The sequence below is a fragment of the Exiguobacterium sp. s191 genome (assembly GCF_018618955.1).
In the GTDB taxonomy this organism is placed as follows: Bacteria; Bacillota; Bacilli; order Exiguobacteriales; family Exiguobacteriaceae; genus Exiguobacterium_A; species Exiguobacterium_A abrahamii.
The window spans coordinates 177,627-197,925 of the sequence record NZ_JACSNC010000001.1 but is presented as its reverse complement, the minus strand read 5'-3'; the positions used below and the strand labels follow the sequence as shown (position 1 = coordinate 197,925).

The 20,299-nt window shown below is 45.7% G+C and carries 18 protein-coding genes; 4 read left to right on the top strand and 14 right to left on the bottom strand.

The features are described 5' to 3' along the window. Positions 1-5: 5 nt before the first annotated feature. From KNQ09_RS01000 to KNQ09_RS00980, 5 genes are all read right to left on the bottom strand, one after another. Positions 6-1,835 carry a GGDEF domain-containing phosphodiesterase gene (locus tag KNQ09_RS01000; RefSeq protein ID WP_064300307.1) on the bottom strand — a complete coding sequence of 610 codons (1,830 nt, stop codon included), beginning with the start codon at positions 1,833-1,835 and terminating at the stop codon, positions 6-8. A gap of 152 nt (positions 1,836-1,987) precedes the next feature. Continuing rightward, positions 1,988-3,418: an NAD(P)H-hydrate dehydratase gene (locus KNQ09_RS00995; RefSeq protein WP_214857081.1), complete on the bottom strand. Its 1,431-nt coding sequence runs from the start codon at positions 3,416-3,418 to the stop codon at positions 1,988-1,990. 94 nt (positions 3,419-3,512) lie between these two features. Next, positions 3,513-3,944 (bottom strand): Fur family transcriptional regulator, encoded by a 432-nt coding sequence (locus KNQ09_RS00990; protein ID WP_023467528.1) that lies wholly within the window; start codon positions 3,942-3,944, stop codon positions 3,513-3,515. Next, a complete protein-coding gene (locus KNQ09_RS00985) occupies positions 3,916-4,785 on the bottom strand; it encodes a metal ABC transporter permease (protein WP_064300309.1) in 870 nt (289 codons plus the stop codon). Before KNQ09_RS00985 ends, KNQ09_RS00990 begins: the two co-directional genes overlap by 29 nt. Continuing rightward, positions 4,782-5,549, bottom strand: coding sequence for a metal ABC transporter ATP-binding protein (locus tag KNQ09_RS00980; RefSeq protein ID WP_023467526.1), 768 nt, complete (start codon positions 5,547-5,549; stop codon positions 4,782-4,784). Before KNQ09_RS00980 ends, KNQ09_RS00985 begins: the two co-directional genes overlap by 4 nt. Before the next feature lie 215 nt (positions 5,550-5,764). Between KNQ09_RS00980 and KNQ09_RS00975 the strand changes: the two genes are divergently transcribed. The 3 genes from KNQ09_RS00975 to KNQ09_RS00965 all read left to right on the top strand — a co-directional run bounded on the left by KNQ09_RS00975 (position 5,765) and on the right by KNQ09_RS00965 (position 9,689). Beyond that, positions 5,765-7,303 carry a Ppx/GppA family phosphatase gene (locus KNQ09_RS00975; protein ID WP_214857079.1) on the top strand — a complete coding sequence of 513 codons (1,539 nt, stop codon included), beginning with the start codon at positions 5,765-5,767 and terminating at the stop codon, positions 7,301-7,303. After that, positions 7,300-9,453, top strand: a complete 2,154-nt coding sequence (locus KNQ09_RS00970) for an RNA degradosome polyphosphate kinase (RefSeq protein WP_064300311.1) — start codon at positions 7,300-7,302, stop codon at positions 9,451-9,453. The genes KNQ09_RS00975 and KNQ09_RS00970 overlap by 4 nt, the downstream gene beginning before the upstream one ends. Before the next feature lie 65 nt (positions 9,454-9,518). After that, complete coding sequence (locus tag KNQ09_RS00965; protein ID WP_023467523.1) at positions 9,519-9,689, top strand: XapX domain-containing protein; 171 nt, start codon at positions 9,519-9,521, stop codon at positions 9,687-9,689. 119 nt (positions 9,690-9,808) lie between these two features. Here KNQ09_RS00965 and KNQ09_RS00960 read toward each other — a convergent pair whose 3' ends face one another. The 5 genes from KNQ09_RS00960 to KNQ09_RS00940 form a co-directional block, all read right to left on the bottom strand. Beyond that, positions 9,809-10,426, bottom strand: coding sequence for a hypothetical protein (locus KNQ09_RS00960; protein WP_214857077.1), 618 nt, complete (start codon positions 10,424-10,426; stop codon positions 9,809-9,811). Between the two features lie 20 nt (positions 10,427-10,446). Further along, positions 10,447-11,349, bottom strand: coding sequence for a deoxyribonuclease IV (locus KNQ09_RS00955; RefSeq protein WP_058712880.1), 903 nt, complete (start codon positions 11,347-11,349; stop codon positions 10,447-10,449). A gap of 98 nt (positions 11,350-11,447) precedes the next feature. Beyond that, positions 11,448-12,800, bottom strand: a complete 1,353-nt coding sequence (locus tag KNQ09_RS00950) for a DEAD/DEAH box helicase (RefSeq protein WP_064300313.1) — start codon at positions 12,798-12,800, stop codon at positions 11,448-11,450. Positions 12,801-12,847: 47 nt separating this feature from the next. Continuing rightward, complete coding sequence (locus KNQ09_RS00945) at positions 12,848-13,801, bottom strand: sugar ABC transporter substrate-binding protein (protein WP_064300314.1); 954 nt, start codon at positions 13,799-13,801, stop codon at positions 12,848-12,850. Then, entirely contained in the window at positions 13,798-15,561 is a 1,764-nt protein-coding gene (locus tag KNQ09_RS00940) for a two-component system sensor histidine kinase NtrB (protein WP_064300315.1), read from the bottom strand. The genes KNQ09_RS00945 and KNQ09_RS00940 overlap by 4 nt, the downstream gene beginning before the upstream one ends. A gap of 145 nt (positions 15,562-15,706) precedes the next feature. Between KNQ09_RS00940 and KNQ09_RS00935 the strand changes: the two genes are divergently transcribed. Then, the gene (locus KNQ09_RS00935) at positions 15,707-16,654 is read left to right on the top strand and encodes a 4-hydroxy-3-methylbut-2-enyl diphosphate reductase (RefSeq protein ID WP_029341043.1); all 948 of its coding nucleotides are present in this window, start codon (positions 15,707-15,709) and stop codon (positions 16,652-16,654) included. A gap of 103 nt (positions 16,655-16,757) precedes the next feature. On the opposite strand, the gene KNQ09_RS00930 is transcribed toward KNQ09_RS00935, so the two are convergent. The 4 genes from KNQ09_RS00930 to rpoD form a co-directional block, all read right to left on the bottom strand. Beyond that, the gene (locus KNQ09_RS00930) at positions 16,758-17,870 is read right to left on the bottom strand and encodes a Nif3-like dinuclear metal center hexameric protein (protein WP_214857075.1); all 1,113 of its coding nucleotides are present in this window, start codon (positions 17,868-17,870) and stop codon (positions 16,758-16,760) included. Beyond that, the gene (locus KNQ09_RS00925; protein WP_326188407.1) at positions 17,870-18,589 is read right to left on the bottom strand and encodes a tRNA (adenine(22)-N(1))-methyltransferase; all 720 of its coding nucleotides are present in this window, start codon (positions 18,587-18,589) and stop codon (positions 17,870-17,872) included. Before KNQ09_RS00925 ends, KNQ09_RS00930 begins: the two co-directional genes overlap by 1 nt. 117 nt (positions 18,590-18,706) lie before the next feature. Further along, positions 18,707-19,048, bottom strand: a complete 342-nt coding sequence (cccA, locus tag KNQ09_RS00920; protein ID WP_035398358.1) for a cytochrome c550 — start codon at positions 19,046-19,048, stop codon at positions 18,707-18,709. 153 nt (positions 19,049-19,201) lie between these two features. Continuing rightward, positions 19,202-20,287 (bottom strand): RNA polymerase sigma factor RpoD, encoded by a 1,086-nt coding sequence (gene rpoD, locus KNQ09_RS00915; RefSeq protein WP_023467512.1) that lies wholly within the window; start codon positions 20,285-20,287, stop codon positions 19,202-19,204. Between the last annotated feature and the right edge of the window lie 12 nt (positions 20,288-20,299).

Genomic DNA, 20,299 nt, shown 5'->3' with positions numbered 1-20,299 from the left:
GTTGGTCAACGGACCGTTCCTTCATTCGTCTTTTGCAGTAGACAGATGATTTCTTCAAGTGGTACCGGTTTAGCGAAGAAATAACCTTGGAATAGATGAATACCGATTTCCTTGGCAATGCGTACTTCTTCTCCTGTCTCAACTCCTTCGACGATACATTCGACATGCATCGACTGGCTCAGTTGAAAAATCGACTCGAGGATGGATTGTCGTTTCTCCGATTCACCGATTTGTTCGATGAATTGCTTCGGAATCTTTAATTGACGTAACGGTAACAAACGCTCGAGAACATGATAGGATGCGTGACCAGTTCCGAAATCATCGAGTGACAACGGGAAATCGAGCGTTTTGATTCGTTTGAGCGCTCGATGAATCGATTGACTCTCGAAATCAAGTGACTGACTCTCTGTGATTTCAATTTTAATCTGTTGCGGTTTTAAGGCATACTTCAGTAGCGTTCGTTCGATGAACGGCATGAACGATTCACTCGTCAACTGGCGTGGTGATACGTTGACAGATAACGTAAACTCGTCTGGAACCAGATCGATCAATGCTTTGCGTGTCTTACAGCTTTCCTCAAAAATCCATTCTCCTAGACGAATGATTAAATCACTTTTTTCAGCAATCGGAATGAATACGGATGGTCGATCTGCTCCTTGTAACGAGGTCTTCCATCGAACTAAGGCCTCAAGACCGATGAATCGCTCTGATCGGACATCGTATTGTAATTGATAGACCAGATGAAAATCCGTTTCGATGTTAGCTTGGGCTAGGGATTGTGCTGCTTTGACTCGTAATTCTTGATCCTTACGCCATTCTTGGTCAATACACATCACACGTTCGTTTTGTTGCGCTGCTTCTTGTAAGGCAGTCAATAATTGCTGCACCCGACGCTTTCGATTGTTGGTCGCCCCTTCGCCATTATCAATGACGATGGATATGTTGACATAGACATGATGCCCCTCGATTTCGTATGGTACAGAGATTTCTTGGCTCAATTCTTCCATCGCTTCCTTACACGCCACCTCGTCCGGCTTTTCCATGACGATCAATAACGTCCCTGCTTCAATCCGAGCAAAAGCTTGATAAGGAGGTAGTTGTCTCTTGAGTCGCTCGATACAGGCGCGTAGTACTTGTAACTGAATATCTTCTCCAAAATAACGTGCCAGCTCATAGTAGTTTTCTAAATGAATCCCGACAAAAATGAGCTGTTGTTCGGGTCTTGGAAAATCAATTTCGTTTAATCCTTGGCGATTCAAGACACCTGTTTCTTCATCACGTCGCGCCGTATCGTGTAATTGTATCGCAAGGTCATTTAACCGATTTAAATTGCGAATATGCAAGTGATTGATGACAAGCGCAATCGATACGCCAATCACAATCATGCCAATCCGTCCATAATGGTCCGTCGGATCAATTTCTACCGTCACGGTATCGGCATTCCACATGACATACAAACTAGTTGCGATGGCAATCACGATGGCGTACCACATCATGATTCGTTGATACGAGATTAAAGCGATCATCAAAAACAAAAAGCTACTTGCCCAAACGGTAACTGCCGCATAAGGTAAAAAGCTAATCGATGTAATCGGAACGACGAGCAACATCAAAGACAATAAGTGCGTTTGCAAAACGGTTTCCATTTTGCGACGACTAATATAAAAAATAAATAGACCCATGACGATTAAAAATGAAATGATGACAGAACGACTCAAATACGCATTCTTAATTGTCTCTTCTGTCGTCGTATAAATGATCAAAGCACCAACGAACATCATGAATAAGGCAAAATTTCCAATCCACCATTGTTGTTTCCGAACGATATCCTCCATGCTTTCCCCCTCCTTTCCGTCTGATTTTCCGTATAAAGGTTTCGACATCGCTTGATGATACTCCTGTCAAATAGAATGTGTCAATTCTTTCCTAAAAAGAAAAGTCTTCCCTCATACGTATCGTGGAAGACTTTTCTTTCAAATTGATGTTTTTATAGCTCGACTCTTCCTAACTCCTCGATGACATCCGTTGCTAGCAAGCTGCTCGGATGCATGTGTCGTTCGACTTGTCGAGAAGCACGTGCATACCACTCCGCTCCTTGCGCTAGTGTTCTTTCAATATCTCCTGTTGGATGTTGTGCAAGAAGGCTGGTTAATATGCCAAACAGCGTATCCCCACTTCCTCCTTTGGCGAGACCACTTGATGCACCAGAGACGACGAATCCGCCTCCATCTGGTTTCGCGATTAAGATGACATGGGACTTCAAAACGACAGTTACTTGATGCAAGATGGCATAGTCGGTTGCCTGACCAAAAAGATCATCTTGAATACTTTCGACACTCTGATTCGTCATCCGGGCGAATTCACCGATATGCGGTGTGACGATGATTGGCGCGGTTCGTTCGGGATAACTTTCTTTTACTAGAGCTGCAGCATCTAGTACAACCGGCAAATCACTCTCAAGCAGATAGTCCACCCATGTTTCGACTGCCTCTTGCGATAATCCGGGACCGATTCCAACTGCTGAGACGGAGGGGAGCATCTCCTGAATTGCTTGTAACGTCTGATCAATGACCATCGCTTCCGGCGCTTGGGCGATGATTCCATGTTTCGCAAGTGCCGTCGTTGCCACTTGTAGTTTACCGACTCCTGTTCGTAAGGCTGCCCGTGTCGCGAGTTGGATGGAACCCGGCATCGTCTCACTTCCACCAATCAATAGCGCCGTCCCGTACGTTCCTTTATGACCGTATGGTTCCCGCTTGAACAAGGCGGTCACACCATTAGGTGATACGCGCCATTCACCAAATGTCGGTAATCCGATATCAATCGTTTCTGATTCGCCATAAAACGGTGCTGTCCGTATTAAAAAGGCAGATCGTTTCATTGCATGCAGTTGAAATGTCACGTCTGCGCGAACCGCTGTCTCCTTAAATTCCGTTGCGTGATCCGTCGGTACTCCGCTCGGCACATCCACTGCATAGATACGCGCCCCTTGTCGCTTTTGTTCCGATACGAATTCACATTGCGCTTCGAACACTTGATTCACCCGATTTGGATCAAATCCCGTTCCATATAAGGCATCTAGAATGACATCATATTGACCACACGGTTGTTCGGTCACGAGTCCAAACGCTTCTGCATAATGGACATGAACGATGGATGTATCCGAACGATTCTCTCCAAATGGTGCATGTAGTGTGACATCAAATCCGTCGCGTATCAATTCGCGTCCAATGACATACCCATCCCCACCGTTATTGCCTGTCCCACATAAAATCAAGATTCGCTCCGTCTTCCTATGACGCTCTTTGATACGTGTTGCGATGTGACTTCCAGCTCGTTCCATCAGCACTTCAAGTGGCAGTCCGGATGTCCGTGCCCACTCATCGATTTGTCGCGCTTCTTGTGTATCATAAATCATCTTCTCATCACCTCTGTTCGACTATTCCCGTTTTGAACAGGACTAGTCTTTTAAAACGCAAAAAGAGGACGCCCGACCGGGCATCCTCTTTCATTTAAGATGTCATGCGTTGACAATTCGCACAGCGTCCATAAATTTCGAACTTATGATCCTCGACTTCAAAGCCAGTCTCTTGGACCGGAGAAACCCATTCCATCGGACAGACATTCAATGTTTCCGTCTTGCCGCAGATTCGGCATATCAAATGATGATGATGGTGTCCTGAAGCACAAGCTGCTCGGTATTTCATCTCACCGTCTAATTCCGTCACTTCTAATAAGTCGATTTCCGAAAAGTCATTCAAGTTTCGATAGATTGTATCATAACTTAACGAAGGATGAGACGTTCGAAGAGCTTCTGCTACTTCCCGCGCACTGACATAACGATTCACTTCAAACAGATACGATAGCAAATCGAGACGCTTCGGTGTCATTTTAAACCCGGAAGCCTTCATGCGTTCACGCGCTTGTTCGATGTTCGTCTTCATGTGTTTTCCCTCCTATCCAAAAACGTTCCAACAGCATCACGATGATCAGCTCAAGTACCGCAAGCAAGACGATCATTCCGCCGGGTGCCAAATCGAACTGATAGGCCAGGATGAGCCCAAGTACTGTCGCAACCTCACCAAATATGATAGCTAAAAAGATCGTCGCCTTAAAACTTTTCGCAATTCGAAGTGCTGCCGCAACCGGTAACGTGATTAAGCTTGAGACAAGCAAAATCCCAACGATTCGCATACTGATCGCAATGACAAGCGCAACGACGATCATAAAGAGTATATGCACTAAGCGAAGGCGAATCCCGGAAACGCGCGCCTGCTCCTCGTCAAAGGAGAGGAACAACAATTCCTTATAAAAAGCAAAGACGAAGATGACGACGACGACCGTCACGATAAGAATCGTATATACATCCGTCAAGGCGACAGCCGAGACCGTTCCAAACAAGAAGGAGACGAGATCCATTGAAAAGCCGTTCGCGAGACTGATGAATGTTGCTCCAAGCCCCATTCCCGTCGCCATTATGATCGGGATTGCGAGTTCTTGGAAATGCTTGTATTTCGCACGCAACCAATCGATCGTCAGTGCCGCGATGACCGACGTCACGATTCCTAAATACAGTGGATTCAAGTCCGCTAATTGTGCGACCATTCCAGAAATCAATAGACTGAGCGCAATTCCGGCAAGGGTGACGTGTGATAACGCATCTGCGATTAAGCTCATCCGCCGGACGACGACGAACGAACCGATCAATGGTGCCGTGAATCCGATCAGAATGGCAGCCACTAAAGCGTACTGTAAAAACTTTAACGTCATGAACGCTTCAATCATTGGACACTCTTCCCTTCATGAACGAGAACACGTCCCGGAACCGGATAGAGGGAGCGGATCGTCTGTTCATCTAGTTCCCAGTATTCCTTGATGCCACAGTTACACCCTAAACGTCCATCGACCAGATGGATCACATCCGTGACAAGTTTACTGACGAAGTGGATATCATGCGTGACAAGAACGAATGTCCGGCGCTTATCTCGACGAAGTTCTTCTAATATTTCATAAAATTCTTTGACGTATCGCTGATCGACACCGACAGTTGGTTCATCTAAGATCATTAAATCCGGATCATTGACGAGCGCACGTGCGATGAAGACACGTTGTTGTTGACCACCGGATAGGTCGCCGACTTTTGAATCGCGTCGCTCCCACATGCCGACTGTTTCGAGGGCCGTTCGTACTTTGTCTCGATCGTCTCGAGACAAGCGACGAAAGAGTCCTTTTTTGGCGTACAGTCCCATCTCAACGACTTCTGCGACCGTCACCGGAAAACCGGAGTTGAACGCTGCCGCTTTTTGCGAGACATAGCTGATTCGCCACCATTCATTGAATTGTGATTGGGATTGTCCAAATAAACGAATCGTTCCTTTCGGTTGCAATAACCCTAATATACATTTGATCAGCGTCGATTTTCCGGATCCATTTTCCCCGACAATGGCTAAAAATTGTCCTTGCTCGACCTGAAACGAGACTTGATTCAACACCCGACGATCTGGGTAATCATAGCTGACTTGATCAATCTCGATGATTGGTGTTTCCATTTATTTTCACTCCTTCCGTTTTCGTAAAACGGAATAATTACGCCTTAATCAACTGTCTTATTATAGCGCCCGCCAATTATTGGCGCAACTCTAGCAACTTCCTATCCTCCTTAGAAAACATTCAAGGTACAATAAAGAAAGAAGCTAGCTGTTTCCGGCTTGTTCAGAGAGGGAATTCTTTTAGTGCACGCATCGCAGAGAGGAGTCGGAGTCATTTGAAACAAGAACTTGCAGTCATCGATATCGGTTCCAACTCGATTCGTTATGTTATCTTCCATCCGATCGCTTCTGGTCGCTATATCGAGAAGATTAATATTAAAGTCGTCGCCCGGTTATCTGCTCACATCAACGAGGATGGAGCACTCGATGATGAAGGCATCGCCTTACTTGAAGAAACGTTACATCGTTTTTATGAAGTTGGTGTCACCCATGAAGTCGAAGAAACGATCTGTGTCGCGACAGCAGCCATCCGTAATGCAACGAACCGAGATGCCATCGTTGAATCCGTTACAGAAAACACGCCTTTTTCCATTCAGGTTCTGACAGATGAACAAGAAGCATACTATGGCTATTTTGCCATCATCAATTCGACCTTCCTTGAAGACGGATTTTCCGTTGATATCGGTGGTGGTTCCATGGAGGTCACCTTGATTGAGAATCGTGAAATGGTCGCGTATCACAGCTTTCCATTTGGTGCCGTCACCTTGACACGGCAATTCGTTTCGGACGAGACACTAAGTGCCAGCGACAAGAAGAAATTGGTGAAATTCCTACGGGAACAATTCGAATCGATTCCATGGCTGAGTGACAAAAAGCTTCCTTTAATCGGTGTCGGTGGTTCTGCCCGAAATTTCGTTCGGATCCATCAGTCGAATCAGGACTATCCCCTTCGAAGTGTTCATCAATATCAAATCAAAGCGAAAGAACTTGCGAAGATGGTCGACGATCTCGAAGGAAAGTCGGCGAAACAACTATCGAAAATCGAAGGACTATCAAAAGATCGAATTGATATCTTCCTGCCGGCATTGATTGCGATTCAAGAGTTAGCCCATCACATCGAAGCAGAAGAATTCGTCATGAGTAATCTCGGTCTTCGCGAAGGTCTTGTTTACGAGTTCGATGTGCAAGACGAAGCATACCGTCGGATTGAAAACGTACGTGAGCAAAGTCTCTATCAGCTCGAGAGCGACTATAAGGTCAATCGAGATCGTGCGTCATATATTGGAACACTCGCCAAATCGATGTACCGGCAGCTCGTCACGCTCGACTTGATTTCAGAACGCGCGTCTGATCTACGACTGCTCGATTCAGCAAGTCGCTTATTTTATTGTGGACAATACATTAATCCAGATACACGATCGGACCAGACGTTCTACCTGTTGACGAATACCGAATTGAATGGCATGACGCACAAGGATCGCGTTGCTCTCTCGCTCGTCAGTTCCTATTCTTCTGCCAAACGGATGAACCAGCTTGCGAAACCTTTCAAGGACTGGTTTACGGAAAAATCGCTGGATTGCTTTGACCTACTTGGATCTCTCCTCAAATTAAGTCATGCGCTCGACGTGACGGAGCGAAAAGCTGTCGATCATTTGGAGCTATTCCTTCAAAAGGATCAACTCCAATTCGTCCTCGATACAGGGGATCATGATTATGGGTTCGAAGTCGAAAAAGCGGAAAAACAAAAGAAACACCTGGAACGAATCATTGATTGTACGATTACCTTCGAAACGAAAGGAGATCTTCCTTCATGAAGCTCGACATACCGGAACATTTCAATAATCGTGAGCTTAGCTGGCTCCAATTCAACAAACGTGTACTGGATGAAGCGTTTGACACACGCAATCCGTTAATGGAACGTTTTAAGTTTCTCGGTATCTTTAGTTCCAATCTAGACGAGTTCTATATGGTACGGGTCGGTGGTTTAAAGGATGAAGTACTCGCCGGATTCAATAAACCGGAAAATAAACAACAGATGACACCCAAACAACAGTTACGTGCGATCGCAGCGAAAACAAAAGAGTTAGTCGATCGGCAATACGAAGCATTTCAAGCAATCAATCAGACGTTATCCGATGAAGGCATTACATTCTTGAAATATGATGCCCTGACTTCGGAACAAACGACCTATGTAAAATCCTTTTTCCGTGAACAAGTCTTTCCGGTACTCACGCCCGTTGCCGTCGATGCCTATCGTCCGTTCCCGATGCTCTCGTCAAAATCACTTAACATCGCAACGGTACTCGAGGCAGAAGACGGGACGAAACGAAATTTGGCGCTCGTACAAGTACCTGCTGTTTTACCGAGATTCGTCGATTTACCAGTAGAAGATGACGAGACGACGGCTGTCATCTTACTCGAAGACGTCATCATCGCCTTCATCGATAGTCTATTCAAAGGCTATCGTGTGTTGTCTGCCATGCCGTTTCGGATTACGCGTAATGCCGACCTTCCGTTTCATGAGGAAGGTACCCATGATTTATTAAAGCTGATTGAGAAAGAATTAAAAAAACGGCGTTGGGGAGTCGCAATTCGACTCGAAGTCCAAAAAGCTGCCATCAATACCGAACTGCTCAACATGTTACGCGATGTGCTTGATTTGCAGGAACGCGACATCTTTGCCGTGGACGGTCCGATTGATTTAACGTTCTCCTTTGCCTTCTACAGTCAAATCGGTATTGAATATGATCATTTGATCTATCAGACGATCATGCCGGTCGACCCACCGGCACTCGATAGTTCAAAAAATCTGTTTAATCAATTACTGGAACGCGATTACCTCTTGCATCATCCGTATCATACGTTTGATCCTATCGTCCGGTTCATCGTCCAAGCGGCGAATGATCCGAACGTCCTTGCCATCAAACAAACGCTTTATCGCGTATCTGGTGACTCACCGATCATCAAGGCCTTAAAAACGGCAGCGGAGAACGGGAAACAGGTCACCGTCCTCGTTGAACTGAAGGCTCGATTCGACGAGGCGAAGAACATCGAGTGGGCAAAGCAACTGGAGAAAGCCGGCGCTCATGTCATTTACGGATATAGTGATTTAAAGACCCACTCAAAGATCACGCTCGTCGTTCGACTCCACGAAGGCAAGATTCAGCGTTTCGTCCATCTTGGTACCGGCAACTATAATGATTCGACGGCGAAACTATACACGGACGTCGGATTATTAACCGCTCGGGAAGAGATCGCCGAAGATGCGACGAACTTCTTCAATTGGTTATCCGGATACGGGGAACAGCCGGAATGGAACGTCATCCAAACTTCACCGAACGCGATGCTTGAGAAGTTCCTGTCATTGATTGATGAAGAGATTCATCATCATAAAAAACACGGAAACGGTCGAATCGTCGCCAAGATGAATAGTCTAACGGAAAAAGACATCATTTTACGGCTTTACAAGGCATCGCGCGCTGGTGTCCAAGTCGAACTCATTGTTCGGGGCGTCTGTTGTCTGCGTCCTGGTATTCCAGATGTTTCGGAGAACATTCGCGTCATTTCGATCGTCGATCGTTACTTGGAGCATTCACGCATCTTCTACTTCCATCACAACGGTCAGGATTTGATGTATGGATCAAGCGCAGACTGGATGACACGCAACATGCGAAAACGAATTGAAATCTTGTTCCCGATCATGGACGAAGAACATAAGGAGTATTTAAAGGATTGCCTCGCCCTCGCCCTGGCTGATAATGTAAAGTCGCGTGAGCAGGCAGCCGATGGATCCTATCATTACGTGAAGGAAGGAAAACAGAGCTGTGAATCCCAGCTGCTGATTCAAGACTATACGAGCGGCAAACTCAAACAAAAACCTAGTTTTACAACACCATTAACACAAAAGTGGATCACGATCGAAAAGAAGGAGGACAAAGTCATTCTTGATCAAAATGCTACATGATTCTGGTAATGTTTTACCACGTACTCTACTTCACATGCTGATTTACAGCAGAAAGGACGAAATGTATGCTTCAGCAAATCTTATTATCCCTTCTCGCCGGCGTCATCTGCGGCGTCGTGTTTACCGCACTGAAACTGCCGATTCCTGCCCCACCCGTTTTTCCAGCCGTCGTCGGAATCTTCGGTGTCTTCCTTGGGATGAAAATCTATCTATTTTTAGTAGAACGCTTTTTCTAATCCAAACAAAAACAGTTCTCTTTGTTGCCAGCGCAGAAAAGAGAACTGTTTTTGATTCTTTTTAAGGTTTTAATGATTAAATGTCAGTCGCGGGAGCTTTGCTTGAATAGGAAAAGATTTTACTCACTCTCTTCCATTGCTGCTGCCGTATCCACCGCATGAAGCATCTGTTGATGTAACCATCGGTGACAGGTCGGGCAAACCGTCTGATATCCTTCTGGTGTCAAATGCCATTCCAGTAACGACTGCCTAGACTCCTCACAATGCATACATTGACGCGCGACTTGTTCCAGATGATTTCGCTCCTTGAAGCGCTCGATTCGACGTTGTTTAGATTGTTCGAGTGTCAGTACATCCGTTTCGAAATACCCATACTGCCATGAATCAAGCAGACGCGTGCGAAACACGCCTTCGACCGGTCCAGTTTTAAGACCAAGTTGATCGAGTGGTCGTCCAAGTAAGGGATGACGTAAATCCACACTGATGAGATCAAGGCACACATATGACCCTTCCGAGTCGTCAGCATTCGTCAACCAAAATGGATCTTCTGGACGTGTCGTATACTCGGTGAACAAGGCTTCAGCATACGCCATGATACCGTCAGTCGTCGCAAGAAACACCTCTTCTCCCTCTACCAGTTCTGCCGGCAAATAAAACGGTTCCTTTGTTTCATAGTAGTGGACAACAGCTTTTCGTATCGCAAAACTAGTCTCATCAACGACGAGTATATGACACATCACAGACACCCCTTTATGAGTTATTCGACCGGTGCTCCTAGAATCGGTAGACGCCAGTCTGCATCAAACGCACCCGAACGTAACATATCGATTTCTTGTTTATACGGTGCCACTTTTTTCTTTGGATCGAGACCGATGTATGGCGTCTCTAAGATTTTCGGTAAATGTGCCAGAGCAGGATGATGCACGACGCGATGTAAGGCATCAAATCCAATCTCACCAAAACCAATATTTTCATGACGGTCCTTTCGCGCACCACGGATATTCTTTGAGTCATTCACATGGATGACACCAAGACGATCCAGTCCAACGATCCGGTCGAATTGCTCAAGAACACCATCTAAGTCGTGCACGATATCGTATCCTGCATCATGCACGTGACATGTATCGAGACAGACGGACAGACGATCATGATGTGTGACGCCTTCGATGATTTGAGCAAGTTCCTCGAAGGTTTTTCCGATTTCCGATCCTTTTCCAGCCATCGTCTCAAGCGCGATCTTGACCTGTTCGTCACCTGTCAGTACTTCATTGAGTCCTTCGACAATCCGTTTGATTCCGATTTCTTCCCCAGCACCGACATGCGCACCAGGATGTAATACGATGTGTTGCGCCTTTTCAAGCGCTTCTGCTCGTTTAATTTCTGCTGCTAAAAACGAAACGGCGAGTTCGAATGTCTCGGGTTTCGTCGTATTCCCTAAGTTAATGATATACGGCGCATGCACGACGATTTCCTCTATTCCATTAGCACTCATATGTTGCAATGCTTCTTGAATCCGTAACTCTTCCATCGGCTTACGGCGTGTATTTTGAGGTGCTCCTGTATAGACCATCATCGTCGTTGCACCGTAAGATGCCGCTTCCTCACTTGCACCTAACAGCATTTTTTTCCCCGAAACGGAGACGTGTGAACCTATTTTCATGTTCTTTTCCACCTTTCTCTTTTTACAGTGTACCAAATCTTAAAAACAACAAGACACCCGAAAAATGTTTTTTCATTTCACGGGTGTCATCAATGGAATTATTTTGATTTGCGTGCGTTTTCTTTACGTTGCGCGCGACCGACACCACGTTGTTCTTTGATGCGTTCACGTTTTGCTGTTTCTTTCAGCTTATATTGATGCTTCTTCTTATAACCTGGTTTAACGCGTTTTTTCGCTTTTGCTGCTTCACCTGACAGACGGCTATGCGCTGTCTTCGAGACAGCAGTTTTCATATGCGGCTTCGCACGACGACGTTCTTTGACCTCGACGATTTGACTGCCTTTGACATCAACGTTCGTGAATTGAATGCCACGATCCTCTAAGCGATTGATCATACCGTTCTCGTGATCTTCAAACAGTGTATATGCCAATCCATCTTGATCGACGCGACCTGTCCGACCGACACGGTGGACGTAGAAGTCTAAATCTTTTGGAATACCGTGGTTGATGACGTGCGAGACACCTGAAATATCAATTCCGCGTGCTGCAAGATCCGTCACGATGACGTATTGATACTTCGCATCGTTGATTTCTTTGATGGCTTGTTTACGACGACGTGCCGGAAGATCTCCGTGAAGGGAACCAACGTTCAGTCCTGCTTCTAGGAACAAAGCTTCGACTTCGATTGCTTCTGCTTTTGTATTCGTAAAGATTAGACAAATATACGGATTCAGCGCTTTCGCGACTTTCAACGTCAATTGTGAGCGCTCACGATGCTTGACCGGAATCGTATGGTGAACGATTTTCTTCGCTGTCTGTTGTTTTGGATCCACATGCGCATAACGCGGGTTGTTCATGTATTTTTTCAAGAACGGTTGCAATTTCTCAGGAATCGTTGCTGAGAAGACCATCATCTGAAGCTGTTCTGGAAGAGCTTGCGCAATCCGGTCAACTTCTGGCAAGAAGCCCATGTCGAGCATTTGATCCGCTTCATCGATAACGTAGTGCTTCACGAAATGCGGTTTTAAAGCCTGTTCTTTGAATAGGTCTAAAATACGTCCCGGTGTTCCGATAACGATTTGAGGTGAGACTTTCACACGACCGATTTGACGTTCGCGATCCATTCCACCTGTAATAAGACTCGTCTTGATGAAGTCTGGTTCCTTCACGAGTAACGATTTCAGTTCTTCATGAATTTGCCAAGCAAGTTCGCGCGTTGGAGCAACGATGATTGCTTGTAATTCTTGAAGCTTTGGATCGACGTTTTGAACGATTGGAAGAAGGAACGATAACGTTTTTCCTGTTCCTGTTTGTGATTGACCGATGATATCGCGTCCCTTTACTGCAGCTGGGATGATCCGCGACTGAATGTCGGTCGGTTTTGTGATGCGGGCGTCATCGAGTGCTTCGATGACGAACGGGTGTAATTGATAATGGCTGAATCCATTCATGAATTGACACCGTCCTTTCCTTATTTGCTGAGGCTTCTGCCTCTCGATTAGTTCAACATGGTTATGGGTCTACTACCGTCATACAGATAGGAGTACGTATAAAAACGAGTTGGAATCTTTTTGTTTTTCGTATGAAGCTTCAATGCACTGAAGGCGACTTTCATCATCTCATCAGCACTCTGGACGACCGTCGCATCCATCGATTTCATGTCAACAGCTTCTAATATAGCACGATTCCCGTCTATGCCGACAATTATTTTTCCTTTGATCCCTGCTTTTTTCAATGCTTCGAGGACACCTAGCGCAATATCGTCATTGTGACAATAGACGGCATCAAACGGAATTCCTGACTCAATGACCTGTGTCATGACCTTTTCTGAAGTGACTGGGTCGTAATCCCCATTCACGGATTCGACGATTTCAAGTTCCGGCTCACGCTCAAGACCAGTCAAAAATCCCCGGTGTCGTTCATTCGTCGTATTGACGTTTGCCGTACCTGCGACTTCAATGATGTCGGCCGTAGCTCGTCCCGTCTGCTTGATGCGTTCGTGTTTGATGAATGAGGCAAGCTGTTCCCCGATCAATTGGTTATTCGAGGTAATCGAACTGACGACTGCATCGGAGCGAATCAATCGATCGATCGCGAAGACCGGAATCCCAGCACGAGCTGCCTCTTCTAACGTACTAGCAATATAGACATCATCAAGCGTCGTCACGAAGATTGCATCTACCTTCATTCGAATGAACTCTTGAATTTGCTCGCGTTCATTGATACGTGAATTATGAGACGTCGCGACGACTGCTTCGTATTTATTCAGTTTGGCTTGTGTCTTGAACGCATCGACGAGCCGTTGCGCAAATTCATGTTTATCATTGACGATCGTGAAGCCGACGAGATGACGGCGTGGACTCGGATCCGGATTGACGAATAAATTGGAAATGAACAAAACGGATGAAATCCAAACAATCAGGACGAATAACCAGGCCTTATTGAATTTCATTCCGTTTGCTCCTTTCGAGGTAAGTGGACTTGAATCGTCGTACCGACACCCGGCTTACTATCAAAGATCATCTTGCCTTTATGATCACGAACGATTTGCTTCGACATGAAGAGTCCAAGTCCATTGCCATCGACTTTTGATGTCTTGAACGCTTGACCGACATGATCAATCTGATTTCCATCCATCCCTACCCCATTATCCTGAACAATGAAGACGACTTCTTCTGGATAAACGTGGACATGCAGATGACAGATTCCATCCGGTCCTTTAAACGCGACAGCTTGAAGGGCATTTCGAACACAGTTTGCTAAAATCTGCAAAATCCCCTCTTCTGATGCATAAATCTTTGGCATGAAGGAAGGTGTATAAATCTTGCAGTCCGCTTCGTAATGATGAGCTTCCGCTTCTAAGATATATGTCAGCTTCTTCATTAAATCATTCATATCAATCGTCGTTTTTTGAAGTGCGTTGTTTTCGCCTTTCGATAAATCAAGCATCGTTTGAATCATGCCATTTGCTCGATCCAGTTCCGATAAGGCGAGAATCAACATTTCTGGATCACGATCCTTTTCTGCTGCTAACAACTGTAACGTCATCTTGACTGGTGTTAGTGGATTGCGGATTTCGTGGGCAATTCCTGCTGCTAGTTGACCGAGTGATGCTAATTTTTCTTGATGTAACATCGTTTGTTGTTGACTCAACTGCTCAAGGCGCGCATTTTCCATCCGTTGAGCGTACTCGTTATAGGCAGCAACGAGTGTCTTGACTTCGTTTGATCCGGCACGCTCGAGAACAATCGGTTTGGGTGAGCTGCTTTTCTCGATCTTCTTCACAAGTTCAAGCATCGGTGCTGTCAATTGTTTTGACATCAAATAGCCGACGATCAGACTGAGGACGAGCGTCAAGGCAGCGATGATCAAATACTGTTGCCGTGTCGTGTAAACTGGTTCATAAAAGACGCTTCGTGGCGTTCGAACGAGAATCTTCCAATCCGTCACCTTCAAATCTTTCGCGAAGTAATACATGTCTTGGTTCGTACTAAAAATCTCAGAAGGTTCTACCGACTGAAACGCACGTTCAATGACACTTTTCGATAATAAGCGTTCTTCATCCGGTACTAGATTACTAGATGTGGCTAACAATTCTTTTTTACTATTGAACAGGTAGGCGATCGTCTGATCGTCAAATGATTCGAGCGAATTCCGAAAGACGATCGAGTTCATGACACTTAATCCACCACCAAAGACACCGACGCGTTTATTACCGTCTCGAACCGGAACGAACATATAGGTGACAGCATCTGACTCCATCGTATACAGCTTACTCATATGAAAGTCCGTACTCGTCAACGTTTGCAAGAATTCATCATCTTTCAGGATCGTACTGTTTTCTATACGTCGATCCTCACTTGAGAACCAAGTGACTTGCTTCGTCTGTCGATCAAAGTAGAAGAAACTCTTAAATCCTGTATCAATGTCTAATAGATTCGATTCTTCAATTTTTTGTTTCAGCTTTTCGGGGTTTTTGACATTCAACTGCAAGCTCATGATCTCTTCATGCAGATTCCCAATATTGTCGCGAATCGCATTTCCTGAGACCTCGACACTCTTCTCGCTTTGTTTCTCTGTTTGTTGCTCGACCCGGGAAATCGTGACCCGGTCCGCAGTGAAGGCAAGCGCTGAAATGACAAGACAAATCAGGATGAATAAGACAGCGGTGATTTGAAAAAAATACGACCGCATCATTTTCTTAGACTCCATCCCTTCGCCTCCCTTTTGAATAATTGACAACTTCATTAGTATAGCATGTTCTGTAGATGAAACAGACTCCTCTATTTTCATTCAGCTTCAATCAATGGTACACTCTAACTAATCATTCTTTTTCACAAAGGGAGAATCCATAACTATGCTAGTAAAAAAAATCAGCCCCCGCGGCTATTGTTACGGTGTCGTCGATGCAATGAAACTTGCACAACAAGCGGCATTGAATAAAGACTTGCCACGTCCGATCCATATTTTAGGAATGATCGTCCACAATGCTCACGTGACACGTGAGTTCGAAAATATGGGGGTCATCACTGTCGATGGTCCCGATCGCCTTGAAGCGTTAGAGACGATTCAAGAGGGCACTGTCATCTTTACTGCACACGGCATTTCACCTGCAGTTTATGCGCGTGCTGCTGAGAAGAACTTACACGTCGTCGATGCAACATGTCCTGACGTGACGCGTACGCACGATTTGATTCGACAAGTCGTCGCGGACGATTATGAAGTCATCTACGTCGGCAAACACGGACATCCGGAACCTGAAGGTGCAGTCGGTGTAGCACCAGAGCATGTGCACCTCATCGAAAAAGTCGAAGATATTGATGAACTTCCGCCTCAGCTTGCCCACAAAAAAATCATCGTCACGAATCAGACGACGATGAGCCAATGGGATGTCCAAGCTTTGATGGAACACGTTCGTAAAAAGTATCCGCATGTAGAAGTACACAATGAAATCTGTAACGCAACACAAGTCCGGCAAGAAGCGGTGGCTGATCAAGCAGGAGACTGCGATCTCGTCATCGTCGTCGGGGACCCGCGTTCGAACAACTCGAACCGTTTGGCACAAGTATCCTTCGATATCGCTGGCACTCCAGCGCATCGGATTGGTGATCTGACAGAACTTGATTTGACTTGGCTCGAAGGTGTCACGCAAGTTGGTGTCACATCAGGTGCATCAACGCCAACACCGATCACGAAAAAGGTCATCGATTTCCTACAACAATATGATCCTGCTGATATCAGTACGCATGACAAGACACCGTTCCTTGAATTACGACGCATCTTGCCTAAAGTCAAAGTACTTTAATCATTACAATCGATACAGCAAAACCGAGTCGCGATCGTCATTCGCGACTCGGTTTTTTTATTACTAAATACGACGGTAGCATCGACGTATTCCATTCGATTCATCATAAAAACTGAAACGGATTCGTATTCGCTGTTGAAATCAGCAGTTCGACGTCGATTTTTTTCTGTTCGAATCGACGCTTCAATTCGTTGACGACGCCTTCCTTCATGACCGACTCTACATGATGTCCCGGATCGACGACTGCTAGTCCAAGTGCCATCGCATCATGCGCCACATGGAAATAGAGATCGCCTGTCACAAGGACATCCGCTCCCGCAAATGCTGCAGTCGAGACGTACTTATTGCCGTCACCACCAAGGACCGCAACTTTTTGGATGTGGCGTGATTCGTCTCCTACGAAGCGTAAGTTTTGTACACCAAACGCATTGCGAACATGCTCTGCAAATTCCCGCAACGTCATTGCTTCCGGTAACCGACCAATCCGTCCAAGACCAAGTGATGTTGCCGGGCGTTCTTGACGAATGAGATCATAGGCGACTTCCTCATATGGATGAGCCTGTTTCATCGCTCGAATGACTTGTTTCTGATTCAGTTCCGTGACGATCGTCTCGATTCGGACTTCTGAAACGCGTTCGAGTCGCCCTGCTTCACCGATATACGGGGTAGCTTCCGTCAACGGTCGGAATTGACCCGTTCCATTGACGTGGAATTGACAATCACTGTAGTCCCCTTCTTTTCCTGCTCCCGCTTGTGCAAGGGCTGTTGAAACGCGCTCTACAGCCTCGTTCGGTACGAAGACACTTAGTTTATATTGTGTGTTTTCAAACGTCGGTGCTAGTACTTCACAAGACTCAAGACCAAGCGCATCTGCCATCCAGTCATTGACCCCGCCTGGTGTCACGTCAAGGTTCGTATGCGCAGCATACACCGCAATATCGTGTTTGATACATTTTGTGACGATGCGTCCTGTTGCAGAACGATCCGTCACATTTGCTAACTTACTAAAAATCGGTGGATGATGCGCAATGATGAGATCGACCTTCTTTTCAATCGCTTCATCCACGACAGACTCCAAGACATCAAGTGTCACGAGCACACGTTTGACGTCCTTGTTCAATGTTCCGATTTGTAGACCAATCGGATCACCTTCGAGTGCGAATTTTTTCGGAGCAAATGCTTCAAACTGCTCAATGACATGGTTCCCATTCGCCATTAGTTCGTCACCTCTTCCATCTTTTGAATCAATTGTTCGATGGCTTCGATTTTTTCAGATAAAACCTCCGTTGCTTGTCCTTGTTTCATCTGAGCTAGGATATACTCTCGCTTTTGTTTTTCGATCTGCCATTTTTCGATGAATTCTGGTGCACGTTCCCGCATTAACTGTGGTCCAAAGAACAATTCCCACTGACGTGTTGTTTCGTCCTCTGAGTAAAGTGTTTCATCTCCACGTTCTGCAACGAGAATTTCATAGATCTTCCCGTTCTCCTCGACGATCGCTTCAGACAATAACGCATAAGAATTCGTCAGCAACCACTTCCGAACATCGACTGCATCGACATTCGGTTGAAGAATCAAGCGTTCCTCACCTGACAACCGATCTTTTCCTTCTTCAAGGATAGAGGCAATCAGCGTTCCGCCCATTCCCGCAATCGTAATCGCTGTTGCTTCGCCCGGCTTCAAAACCGATAAGCCACTTCCTAAACGGACATCAATCTGTGATTCAAGACCGACAAGCGCCACTTGTCCTTTTGCCGCTTCCATCGGTCCTTCATTCACCTCTCCTGCAATCGCACGCTCGATTTTCTTTTGTTGTACACAAAAACAAGGTACGAATGCATGATCTGATCCAATATCTGCGAGGATCGCTCCTTGTGGAATATACGACACGACTTTTTGGAGTCGTTGATCCAATACGACGTTCATTTGCATCATCTTCATCCTTCCTATTTTCCGAAAAACTCTCTTTTAAAAATAGCGGATTTACGCTAAAAAAGATACCATACACCACAAAAAAACATCCATCTCGTAACGAGATAGATGCCCTTGTTCTTATTTCTTAGCAGCTAACCATTTGGCTAGAACAGCTGCTTCTTCGTCATTCGCAAGACCGCCAGGCATTTGCCCTTTACCGTTCATTGCGATGTTCTTAATTTCGTCTTCTTTCAGCTTCGCGCCGATCTTTGTTAAGTTCGGACCTGCTCCGCCTTCTAAGTTTCCACCGTGACATCCTGTACATCCTTTAGATGCAAACAAGTCTTCCGGCTTCATTTCTGCAGTTGACGGCCCTTTACGAGCTTCCTTCACCTGATCGACCCCAAAGTAAGACAATGAAATCATAGCGATGATGGCGATGACTGCGATCGCCGCGAACGGTACTAATGGATTACGCATTTGGATTCCCCCCATATTCTATACCCAACCAAGTTGGTGACTGAATGGTATTCCCCGTTACTATTCTACTGTAAAAAAAACAGGGAAGGAAGAAAAAAACGAAACTTTTTTCTTCCTTCCCACTAAAATTTCATATATTCTTCACACTTTGAATTAATCGAGGAAATCTTTCAAGCGTTTTGAACGACTCGGATGACGTAACTTCCGAAGTGCTTTTGCTTCGATTTGACGAATCCGCTCACGTGTAACGCCAAATACTTTTCCGACTTCTTCAAGTGTCCGTGTCCGACCATCGTCAAGACCAAAACGAAGACGGAGGACGTTTTCTTCACGATCCGTCAGTGTATCTAACACATCTTCGAGTTGTTCTTTCAAGAGTTCGTATGCCGCAGCATCTTGTGGTGCTGTCGCATCTTGGTCCTCGATGAAATCTCCGAGATGTGAATCGTCCTCTTCCCCGATTGGAGTTTCAAGAGAAACCGGCTCTTGCGCAATTTTCAGGATTTCACGGACTTTTTCCGGCGTGATTTCCATCTCTTTCGAAATTTCTTCCGGTGATGGTTCACGTCCGAGATCTTGCAAGAGTTGACGCTGGACACGAATCAATTTATTGATCGTCTCAACCATGTGAACCGGAATTCGGATTGTCCGCGCTTGGTCAGCAATCGCACGTGTGATTGCCTGACGAATCCACCATGTTGCATACGTCGAGAATTTATATCCCTTCGTATAGTCGAATTTTTCGACCGCTTTGATCAGACCCATGTTGCCTTCTTGAATCAAATCAAGGAACAACATACCGCGTCCGACATAACGCTTCGCAATCGAAACGACGAGACGTAAGTTTGCTTCCGCCAATCGTTTTTTTGCTTCTTCATCGTTTTGCTCGATTCGTTTAGCGAGTTCGACTTCGTCTTCTGCATTCAACAGATCAACGCGGCCGATTTCTTTTAGATACATCCGGACAGGGTCATTGATCTTGACACCAGGAGGAACAGACAAATCGTTTAGATCCGCCTCTTCTTTTTCGTCCCCTGTGCCGTCATTGTTGACCTTGATACCTTCTGTTTCAAGCAATTGAAGGAATTCCTCGAATTGCTGAGCATCCATTGATTCGAACGAACTTAGTTTGTCTTCGATCTTTTGGTGTGACAATTCACCATTTTTATGTCCGAGCGCGATGAGTTCCTCTTTCGCGAGACGGAGTAATTCAGCTTCTGATCTTGCTTTTTCTGCCATCGAACCATACAC

Bases quoted from the DNA above. Each gene is read 5' to 3' on its own strand.
- cccA (WP_035398358.1), bottom strand. From the start codon at position 19,048: ATGCGTAATCCATTAGTACCGTTCGCGGCGATCGCAGTCATCGCCATC.
- KNQ09_RS00940 (WP_064300315.1), bottom strand. From the start codon at position 15,561: ATGGAGTCTAAGAAAATGATGCGGTCGTATTTTTTTCAAATCACCGCT.
- KNQ09_RS00980 (WP_023467526.1), bottom strand. From the start codon at position 5,549: ATGGAAACACCAATCATCGAGATTGATCAAGTCAGCTATGATTACCCA.
- KNQ09_RS01000 (WP_064300307.1), bottom strand. From the start codon at position 1,835: ATGGAGGATATCGTTCGGAAACAACAATGGTGGATTGGAAATTTTGCC.
- KNQ09_RS00955 (WP_058712880.1), bottom strand. From the start codon at position 11,349: ATGAAAATAGGTTCACACGTCTCCGTTTCGGGGAAAAAAATGCTGTTA.
- KNQ09_RS00925 (WP_326188407.1), bottom strand. From the start codon at position 18,589: ATGATGCAAATGAACGTCGTATTGGATCAACGACTCCAAAAAGTCGTG.
- KNQ09_RS00990 (WP_023467528.1), bottom strand. From the start codon at position 3,944: ATGAAGACGAACATCGAACAAGCGCGTGAACGCATGAAGGCTTCCGGG.
- KNQ09_RS00930 (WP_214857075.1), bottom strand. From the start codon at position 17,870: ATGGCGAATGGGAACCATGTCATTGAGCAGTTTGAAGCATTTGCTCCG.
- KNQ09_RS00945 (WP_064300314.1), bottom strand. From the start codon at position 13,801: ATGAAATTCAATAAGGCCTGGTTATTCGTCCTGATTGTTTGGATTTCA.
- KNQ09_RS00950 (WP_064300313.1), bottom strand. From the start codon at position 12,800: ATGAATGGATTCAGCCATTATCAATTACACCCGTTCGTCATCGAAGCA.
- KNQ09_RS00935 (WP_029341043.1), top strand. From the start codon at position 15,707: ATGCTAGTAAAAAAAATCAGCCCCCGCGGCTATTGTTACGGTGTCGTC.
- KNQ09_RS00970 (WP_064300311.1), top strand. From the start codon at position 7,300: ATGAAGCTCGACATACCGGAACATTTCAATAATCGTGAGCTTAGCTGG.
- KNQ09_RS00965 (WP_023467523.1), top strand. From the start codon at position 9,519: ATGCTTCAGCAAATCTTATTATCCCTTCTCGCCGGCGTCATCTGCGGC.
- KNQ09_RS00960 (WP_214857077.1), bottom strand. From the start codon at position 10,426: ATGTGTCATATACTCGTCGTTGATGAGACTAGTTTTGCGATACGAAAA.
- KNQ09_RS00985 (WP_064300309.1), bottom strand. From the start codon at position 4,785: ATGATTGAAGCGTTCATGACGTTAAAGTTTTTACAGTACGCTTTAGTG.
- rpoD (WP_023467512.1), bottom strand. From the start codon at position 20,287: ATGGCAGAAAAAGCAAGATCAGAAGCTGAATTACTCCGTCTCGCGAAA.
- KNQ09_RS00995 (WP_214857081.1), bottom strand. From the start codon at position 3,418: ATGATTTATGATACACAAGAAGCGCGACAAATCGATGAGTGGGCACGG.